Raw genomic sequence first — 8,217 nt, 5'->3', positions numbered from 1 at the left:
CTGGCCCAGCGGTCCTCCGAGGCCGCGAAAGAGATCAAGACGCTGATTTCGTCCAGTTCCGATCAGGTCGAATCCGGCGTGGCGCTGGTGAACCGCACCGGCGAGGCGCTGACCGACATCGTCGAGCGCGTCAGCAACATCGCGGTGCTGATCGGCGAGATCGCGACCGGCGCGCAGGAACAGTCTGTGGGGCTTGGCGAGATCAATGTCGGGATCAACGAACTGGACAAGGTTACCCAGCAGAACGCCGCCATGGTCGAGGAGGCGAACGCGGCCGCGGTGACGATGAAGCAGGAGGCAGGCAATCTGCAAAGCCTCGTCGCCCGGTTCCGTCTGAAAGGCAGCGGCCCCGCGCTCGCCCGCCCGCGGAGCCCGTCGCCATCCGCCTATGCGGCAGCTGCGTCATCCGGCCCGGGGAGCCAGCCGAAACGGGCCGTGAACGACGCGGGCTGGACGGACTTCTAGGCCACCTTCCGCGACGCCAGGACAGAGGGTCCATCGGCGGCCCCGGTAGCTCCGGAGCGGCCATCGCGACCGATCCGCGCCCGGGCGGCCGCACAAGGACAGGTTTCGGTCCCCTCGCCGCGACGATCAGGGCGCCGCCGCCTGCCCCAGATAGGCCGTCAGGGTGGCGCGGGTTCCCTCGGCCCAGAGGCGGCGCAGCCAGCCTGAAAACGCCGAGGAAAAGCCCGGGGCTCGGGCGAGGTCCCCGTAAATCCGGGCCTGAGCCAGCCAGACGGCCGGATCCTGCCGCGCGGCCAGCGCGGCCTCGGACAGCGACGGCCAGTGGGGGTCGTTGGGCTCGATGGCGCTGCCATCCTCGCGGGTTCCCGCGCACATACGGGCCCAGAGCGCCTCGGTCAGGGCAAGCCCCTGCACCGAGCCACCCGCCGCCAGCCGTTCGCGCAGCACCGGCAGCACGAAACCCGGATGCCGCGAAGACCCGTCGAAGGCGACACGCCGAGTGGTGTCGTGGATCGCGGCATTGCCGAAGCGCCGCGCGATGAGGTCGAGATAGGCGGCAGGGGTCATGCCGGGGACCGGCGCGACATGGGGCACGATTTCCTCGCTTTCGACCTTGCGGAAGAAGCCCGACAGGTCGGGATCCCGCATGCAGGCGGCGATGGTCGGCAGGCTCAGCAGTTCGCCGGCATTGGCAAGGACCTGATGGCCCGCATTGAGGATGCGGATCTTCATCCGCTCATAGGCATGGACATCGTCGGTCAGCGTGGCGCCCGCCTCTTCCCAGGGCGGCCGCCCGGCGCAGAAGTTGTCCTCGATCACCCATTGGCGGAAATTCTCATGGGTGACCGGGGCGCGGTCCTCGATGCCGAGCGAACGGGCCAGATCCAGCTCGCGCTGGCCGGTCGCGGGCACGATGCAATCGACCATCGCATTGGGAAAGCTCATCTTTCGGTCGATCCAGTCGGCAAGGTCCGGGTCCGACAGCCGGGCCAGCCCGACAACGGTCTGGCGCAGTACCGCGCCGTTGTTCTGCAGGTTGTCACAGCATTGCCCGGTAAAGGGCCCCTGCCCCGCCGCGCGCCGGGTGCGCAGCGCCGCCACCATCGCGCCGAAGGCGGTGACGGGGCGGTCAGGATGGGCGGCATCGTGGCGGATATCGGGATGGTCGGGATCGAGCCCGCCGCCCGCATCGGTATAATAACCGCCCTCGGTCACGGTCAGCGAGACGATGCGGATCGCGGGGTCGGACATGGCGCGAATGAGCGCGCCATGGCCCTCCTCGACCGGAAGGAAGTCGATCATCGCGCCGGTCACCTCGGCCGAGACTCCGGCAGGATCCAATTCGATCAGCGCGGTCAGGCAGTCCTGGGCCAGAAGCCGGTCGCGCATCCCCGCATCCTGCGAACGCACCCCCGCCCCGAGGATCGCCCAGTCAAGCGCCAGCCCCTGCTGCATCAGCCTGTGCAGATACCACGCCTGATGCGCCCGGTGGAAATTGCCAAGACCGATATGCACGATGCCGGGCCGCAGCCGGGCGCGGTCGTAGCGCGGCCGGGCGATGGCCTCGGGCAGATCGGAGAGGGTACGCTCGCTCAGCCGGATCGGGGGCGTTTTGCCGGGGGTGTCGGTCATCAGCTCATCCAGTTGCCGCCATCGACATTATAGGTCTGGGCGACGATGTAATCGGCCTCGCTTGACGCCAGAAACACCGCCATCCCGGTCAGGTCCTCGGCCCGGCCCATGCGCCCGTAGGGCACCGCCGCGCCGACCTCGGCCTTCTTCTGGCCGGGCGCCTTGCCCTCGTAACGCGCGAAGAAGGCGTCGACCCCGTCCCAATGTTCGCCATCGACGACGCCGGGGGCGATGGCGTTCACGTTGATGCCATGCCGGATCAGGTTCAGCCCGGCCGACTGGGTCAGGCTGATGACGGCGGCCTTGCTGGCGCAATAGACCGCGACCAGCGGCTCGCCGCGGCGCCCGGCCTGACTGGCCATGTTGATGATCCGACCCTTGATGCCCGCCTCGATCATGTGCCGCGCGACTGCCTGCAGGGTGAAGAGCGTGCCGGCCACATTGACAGAGAAGACCCGGTCGTAGTCCTCGCGCGCGATCTCGGCGATGGGGGCGGCGGTGAAGAGGGCTGCGTTGTTGATCAGGATGTCGATCCGGCCCAGCGCGGCCACGGTGTCGGCGACGCCCGCCTCGATGCTGTCCTGCCGGGTCACGTCCATCTCGACGGCGACGGCGCTCTCGCCCAGTTCGGCGGCAGCGGCGCGGGCGCGGCCGATGTAAAGATCGGCCAGCGCGACCCGCGCGCCTTCGCGCAGATAGGCACGGGCGAAGGCCAGCCCGATGCCCCGCCCGGCGCCGGTGATCAGCGCGGTCTTTCCCTCAAGCCGTCTCATCCGATCCTGAGCCCCGCCGCGTCGAAGCGGTGCATCGCATCGGGCCGCGGCGTCATGTGGATGCGGTCGCCATGCTTGAAGCCGACCTCGCCATCGGCGCGCACGGTGATAGTTTCCGCCAGCCCGGTGCCATGGACATGGAACATGGTGTCCGAGCCCAGATGCTCCGACACGCCGACCGTGCCCGACCACTCGCCCCCGCTGTCGGAAACGGCAATATGTTCGGGGCGGATGCCCAGCGTGTGGGCGCCGACCCGGCGCGCCAACTCGCCCTCGATGAAATTCATCCGCGGCGAGCCGATGAAGCCCGCAACGAAGAGATTTCGGGGCGTTCGGTAAAGCTCGAGCGGGCTGCCGACCTGCTCGATATGGCCCGCGCGCAGCACCACAATCCTGTCGGCCATGGTCATCGCCTCGACCTGATCGTGGGTCACGTAGATCATCGTCGTGGTCAGGCGTTCGTGCAATTCGCTGATCTCGAGCCGCATGCCGACCCGAAGCGCCGCGTCGAGATTGGACAGCGGCTCGTCAAAGAGAAACGCCGCCGGTTCGCGCACGATGGCCCGGCCGATGGCAACGCGCTGGCGCTGCCCCCCCGACAGCTGCCCCGGGCGGCGGTCGAGATAGTCGGTAAGGTTCAACACCGAGGCCGCTGCCTCGACCCGCCGGTCGATCTCGGCCCGGTCCATCCTGGCCATGCGCAGAGGAAAGGCGATGTTCTTGCGCACGCTCATATGCGGATAAAGCGCGTAGGACTGGAACACCATGGCCAGGCCGCGCCTGGCGGGCGGCACATCGGTCGCGTCCTTGCTGTCGATGCGGATCTGGCCGCTGCTGACATCCTCGAGCCCCGCGATCAGGCGCAGCAGCGTGGACTTGCCGCAGCCCGAAGGCCCGACGAAGACCGTAAACTCGCCATCCTCGATGGTCAGGTCCAGCGGCGGAATGACCTCGACCGCGCCGAAGCTTTTCGTCACCTTGTCGAGCGTGATGCGCCCCATTGCTCCCCCTCCTATTTCACGGCGCCGAAGGTCAGGCCGCGCACAAGCTGTTTCTGGCTGAACCATCCCAGCACCAGGATCGGTGCGATCGCCATGGTCGAGGCGGCCGAGAGCTTGGCGTAGAACAGACCCTCGGGGCTGGAATAGCTGGCGATGAAGGCGGTCAGCGGCGCGGCCTTGGCCGCGGTCAGGTTCAGCGTCCAGAACGCCTCGTTCCAGGCCAGAATGACGTTCAGGAGAACCGTCGACGCGATGCCCGGCACCGCCATCGGCGTCAGCACGTAAAGGATTTCCTCTTTCAGCGTGGCGCCGTCCATCCGCGCGGCCTCGAGGATCTCGCCCGGGATCTCGCGGAAATAGGTGTAGAGCATCCAGACGATGATCGGCAGGTTGATCAGCATGATGACGACCACCAGACCGGCGCGGCTGTCGAGAAGGCCGAAGCGGATGAACAGCAGGTAGATCGGGTACAGCACCCCCACGGCCGGCAGCATCTTGGTCGAGAGCATCCACAGCAGGATGTCCTTGGTGCGTTTCGAGGGCACGAAGGCCATTGACCAGGCCGCGGGCACCGCGATCGCGACCCCGAGAAGGGTCGAGCCCAGCGAGATCACGACCGAATTCCACAAAAAGCGCATGTAGTCCGACCGCTCCTGCACGATGCCGTAATTTTCCAGCGTCCAGTCGAAGAACAGGAAGACCGGCGGGTCGCTGATCGCCTGGGCCTCGGTCTTGAAGCTGGTGAGGATCGTCCAGAGGATCGGGAAGAAGATCACCAGCCCCGCGGCCCAGGCCAGAGCCGTGGTGATCGCCTTGCGTTTCGGGGTGACGGCGCGTGCCATGGGCCTTGCTCCTCAGCGGTCGAGGTTCTTGCCGACGATGCGCATCAGGAAGAGCGCAACGATATTGGCGAGGATGATGGCATAGACCCCGCCCGCCGAGCCGAGCCCGACATTCTGGCTTTCCAGCACGCGCTGGAAGATCAGGTAGGTCAGCGTCCGGGTGCCGAAGGCGCCCTGGGTGGTGACGAAGATCTCGGCGAAGACCGACAGCAGGAAGATGGTCTGGATCAGGATCACCACGGTGACGGCGCGGCTGAGATGCGGCAGGATGATGTGCCAGAAGCGCTTGAGCGGCGGCGCGCCGTCCATCTCGGCGGCCTCCAGCTGTTCGCGGTCGAGCGACTGGATCGCGGTCAGCAGGATCAGCGTGGCGAAGGGCAACCATTGCCAGCTGACGATCAGGATGATCGACGGCAGCGCCGCCTGCGACAGCCAGGACACGGGCTCGGCCCCGAACGCCTTGAAGAGATGCGCGAAAAGCCCGTTGACCGGGTCCATGAACATGTTCTTCCAGACCAGCGCCGACACCGTGGGCATCACGAAGAAGGGCGCGATCACCAGGATCCGCACCACGCCTTGCCCCCACATCGGCTGATCGAGCAGAAGCGCCAGCAGAATGCCCAGACAGACCGTGATCGCCAGCACGCCGCCGACGATGATCAGCGTCGCCTGCACGCTGGGCCAGAACGCGCTGGAACTGACGAAGCGGCTGTAATTCTCAAGCCCCGCCCAGCCCAGATCGCCGCCCCGGAGCGGCAGGTATTTCCGGAACGAGAACCACAGCGTCATCGTCAGCGGGACAAGCATCCAGCCCAGCAGAAGGATGACGGCCGGCGCCATCATCAACCGGGCGGCAGAGCGGGAATGCCGGGTGGCCATAACGAAACCTCTCCTGATGTCTCCGGCGCGCGGAGCGGGAGCCGGACCGCCGGAAGGCGATCTCGGGCGACAGGCGGCCCGGGGCTCGCGCGCAGGCGCGGCGCCCCCGGACCGGGAGGAGCAAGACCTAGTAGCCCGCGGCTTCCATCGCGTCGGTGGTCAGGGCCTGCGCCTTCTGAAGCGCCTCGTCGGCCGATTGCTGTCCGGCAAGCGCGGCCGAGAATTCCTGGCCGACTTCGGTCGCGATGCCCGCGAATTCCGGGATCGCCACGAACTGCACGCCGACATAGGGCACCGGATCGACGGTCGGATGCAGCGGATCGGCCGTCTCGATCGACTTCAGCGTCATCGCGGCAAAGGGCACCTTCTCATACTCGGGATTGGCATAAAGCGAGGCGCGCGTGCCGGGCGGCACATTGGCCCAGCCTTCCTTCTCGGCGACCAGCGCAAGATAGTCCTTCGAGGTCGCCCATTCGATGAATGCCTTGGCCGCGGCCTCTTTCTGGGTGCCTGCCGGAATACCCAGCGCCCAGGCCCAGAGCCAGTTGCCGCGCTTGCCCTTGCCGTCGTCGGGCGCAAGCGCAAAGCCCACATGATCGGCCACGGTCGAATCCGCGGGGTTCGTCACGAAGGAGGCTGCGACGGTCGCGTCGATCCACATCGCGCATTTGCCCTGCTGGAACAGCGACAGGTTCTCATTGAAGCCATTGTTCGACGCACCCGGAGGCCCGGCATCATTCATCAGGTCCAGATAAAAGCTCAGCGTCTCTTTCCAGGCGTCGCTGTCGAACTGCGCCTTCCAGTCCTCGTCGAACCAGCGCGCGCCGAAGGAATTGCCCATAGCCGTCAGAAAGGCCATGTTCTCGCCCCAGCCCGCCTTGCCGCGCAGGCAGATGCCGTACACCTCGTTGTCCTTGTCGGTCAGTTGCCGCGCGGCCTCGGCCACGAAGTCCCAGGTCGGCGCCTCGGGCATCGTCAGCCCGGCCTGCTTGAACAGGTCGGTGCGGTACATGATCATCGAGCTTTCGCCGTAGAAGGGCGCGGCATAAAGCGTGCCGTCATGGGAAAGCCCGTCGCGCATCGCGGGCAGGATGTCGTCGGCATCATAGGCGGCCGGCAGGTCGTCCAGCGGCACCAGCCAGCCATTCGCGCCCCAGATCGGGGTTTCGTACATGCCGATGGTCATGATGTCGAACTGGCCGCCCCTGGTGGTGATGTCGGTCGTCACCCGCTGGCGCAGCACGTTTTCCTCAAGGGTCACCCATTCGACCTGATGGCCGGTCTTTTCGGTGAAGTCGCTGGTCAGCCCCTGCATGCGGATCATGTCGCCGTTATTGACGGTGGCGATCGTTATGACATCCGCCTGCGCGATGCCCGCTACCGTCAGGAAACAAGCCATCGCCGCACGAAGTGCGTGTTTCGCGTACATCCGTCTCCTCCCTAAATCTGGATGTGACGCGTTAACGCTACAGGTGGCATGGCCGCTGCGTCAATTTATTTTTACGCGCGAAAAGTTTTTGAAGACTCAGGCCGAGTCCCGCATGACCAGCCGCCCCTCGAAAAGCGTCGACTGCCCGGCGGGCGCATCGCCCGCGATCACGCGAAACAGCGTCTCGACCGCAAGCCTGGAGATCGCCTCGTAATCCTGCGCCACCGTGGTCAGCGGCGGACAGGCATAGCGCGAGAACGGGTGATCGTCCTGCCCCGCCACCCGCAGCGCGCAGCGGTCGCCATGCCCGACCCTCAGCCCCGCCTCGTAGCAGGCGGTCAGAAAGCCGATGGCCAGCCGGTCGTTGCTGCACAGCACGGTGTCGGTCCGGACCTGCCCCTCGGCCAGCGCCCGGGCCCCGCCGCGCCGCCCGATTTCCTCGAAGTTCCAGCCCTCGCCCTCGGCCCGGATGACATGAGGCGTCTGGCCGAGCCGCTCCATCGCCTGGATGTAGCCCAGCCGCCGCTTGTTGGCATTGGGGTTCGAAGGGGTCTTCATCTCGAAAAAGCAGGGCGGCTCGCCGGTGCGGCACAGGTAGTTGACGATCAGCGTCGCGAATTGCGGGTTGTCCGACCCGACGAAGGTCAGACCCGCCACATCGACCATGCTGTCGAACAGCACCGTCGGCACATCGGCGCAGAACTTCTCGATCGCGCGCAGGTCCGAGACCCGACCCAGCGGCGCCAAGAGGACGCCCGCCGGTTTCAGCGACCGCAGGCTGTCGAGGATGTCGTTTTCCAGCGCCGGATCGCCATGGGCGCTGTACAGCGTGGGGCGGTATCCGGCGGCAATGCAGCGCTGTTCAAGATTGCGCGCAATCTCGGCGAAGAAGGGATCGGCCAGATAGGGCACCACGATACCGACATTCTTGGTCAGCTTGCGGTTCTGGTTCATCGCGAAGATGTTCGGGCGATAATCGTGCTTTTCCAGCGCGGCCTCGATCCGCGCCCGGGTCGAGGGGCGCACGCTGGCCGGGTCATGGAAGTACTTCGAGACAGTCGGGCGCGACAGCCCGCTGACCGCCGCGAATTCCTCCATGTTCCTGATCTTTCCCTCGCTCATCGGGCCCCGCAGCCTGAACGGGCCCGCGCGACGCGCCGGGCCGCTATCTTCCCCCGATCAGTTTTTCTTGTCGC

General features: G+C 66.5%; 8 protein-coding genes. 1 reads left to right on the top strand and 7 read right to left on the bottom strand.

All coding sequences use genetic code 11. The features are described from left to right. Positions 1–465 (top strand): methyl-accepting chemotaxis protein (locus C8N38_RS19920; protein WP_245895821.1); only part of this gene is annotated, 465 nt, incomplete at its 5' end. Positions 466–591: 126 nt separating this feature from the next. Here the strand turns inward: C8N38_RS19920 and C8N38_RS19915 are convergent. The 7 genes from C8N38_RS19915 to C8N38_RS19885 all read right to left on the bottom strand — a co-directional run bounded on the left by C8N38_RS19915 (position 592) and on the right by C8N38_RS19885 (position 8,143). Continuing rightward, positions 592–2,097: a mannitol dehydrogenase family protein gene (locus tag C8N38_RS19915; RefSeq protein ID WP_108028869.1), complete on the bottom strand. Its 1,506-nt coding sequence runs from the start codon at positions 2,095–2,097 to the stop codon at positions 592–594. Further along, complete coding sequence (locus tag C8N38_RS19910) at positions 2,097–2,870, bottom strand: L-iditol 2-dehydrogenase (protein WP_108028868.1); 774 nt, start codon at positions 2,868–2,870, stop codon at positions 2,097–2,099. The genes C8N38_RS19915 and C8N38_RS19910 overlap by 1 nt, the downstream gene beginning before the upstream one ends. Then, positions 2,867–3,871, bottom strand: a complete 1,005-nt coding sequence (locus tag C8N38_RS19905) for an ABC transporter ATP-binding protein (protein ID WP_108028867.1) — start codon at positions 3,869–3,871, stop codon at positions 2,867–2,869. The genes C8N38_RS19910 and C8N38_RS19905 overlap by 4 nt, the downstream gene beginning before the upstream one ends. An 11-nt stretch (positions 3,872–3,882) precedes the next feature. Further along, positions 3,883–4,713 (bottom strand): carbohydrate ABC transporter permease, encoded by an 831-nt coding sequence (locus tag C8N38_RS19900; RefSeq protein ID WP_108028866.1) that lies wholly within the window; start codon positions 4,711–4,713, stop codon positions 3,883–3,885. 12 nt (positions 4,714–4,725) lie between these two features. Next, the gene (locus C8N38_RS19895) at positions 4,726–5,592 is read right to left on the bottom strand and encodes a carbohydrate ABC transporter permease (protein ID WP_108028865.1); all 867 of its coding nucleotides are present in this window, start codon (positions 5,590–5,592) and stop codon (positions 4,726–4,728) included. Positions 5,593–5,719: 127 nt separating this feature from the next. Continuing rightward, a complete protein-coding gene (locus C8N38_RS19890) occupies positions 5,720–7,021 on the bottom strand; it encodes an ABC transporter substrate-binding protein (RefSeq protein WP_108028864.1) in 1,302 nt (433 codons plus the stop codon). A 96-nt stretch (positions 7,022–7,117) separates the two neighbouring features. Next, the gene (locus C8N38_RS19885) at positions 7,118–8,143 is read right to left on the bottom strand and encodes a LacI family DNA-binding transcriptional regulator (RefSeq protein ID WP_108028863.1); all 1,026 of its coding nucleotides are present in this window, start codon (positions 8,141–8,143) and stop codon (positions 7,118–7,120) included. Between the last annotated feature and the right edge of the window lie 74 nt (positions 8,144–8,217).

The sequence above is a fragment of the Rhodovulum kholense genome, assembly GCF_003053725.1.
Taxonomy (GTDB): Bacteria; Pseudomonadota; Alphaproteobacteria; order Rhodobacterales; family Rhodobacteraceae; genus Rhodovulum; species Rhodovulum kholense.
Note: the sequence above shows the minus strand (reverse complement) of the source record. Positions and strands in the feature narration are given on the sequence as shown.

Excerpts from the sequence above, each read along its gene's own strand:
- C8N38_RS19910 (WP_108028868.1), bottom strand. The coding sequence starts at position 2,870 with ATGAGACGGCTTGAGGGAAAGACCGCGCTGATCACCGGCGCCGGGCGG.
- C8N38_RS19895 (WP_108028865.1), bottom strand. The coding sequence starts at position 5,592 with ATGGCCACCCGGCATTCCCGCTCTGCCGCCCGGTTGATGATGGCGCCG.
- C8N38_RS19900 (WP_108028866.1), bottom strand. The coding sequence starts at position 4,713 with ATGGCACGCGCCGTCACCCCGAAACGCAAGGCGATCACCACGGCTCTG.
- C8N38_RS19915 (WP_108028869.1), bottom strand. The coding sequence starts at position 2,097 with ATGACCGACACCCCCGGCAAAACGCCCCCGATCCGGCTGAGCGAGCGT.
- C8N38_RS19890 (WP_108028864.1), bottom strand. The coding sequence starts at position 7,021 with ATGTACGCGAAACACGCACTTCGTGCGGCGATGGCTTGTTTCCTGACG.
- C8N38_RS19905 (WP_108028867.1), bottom strand. The coding sequence starts at position 3,871 with ATGGGGCGCATCACGCTCGACAAGGTGACGAAAAGCTTCGGCGCGGTC.
- C8N38_RS19885 (WP_108028863.1), bottom strand. The coding sequence starts at position 8,143 with ATGAGCGAGGGAAAGATCAGGAACATGGAGGAATTCGCGGCGGTCAGC.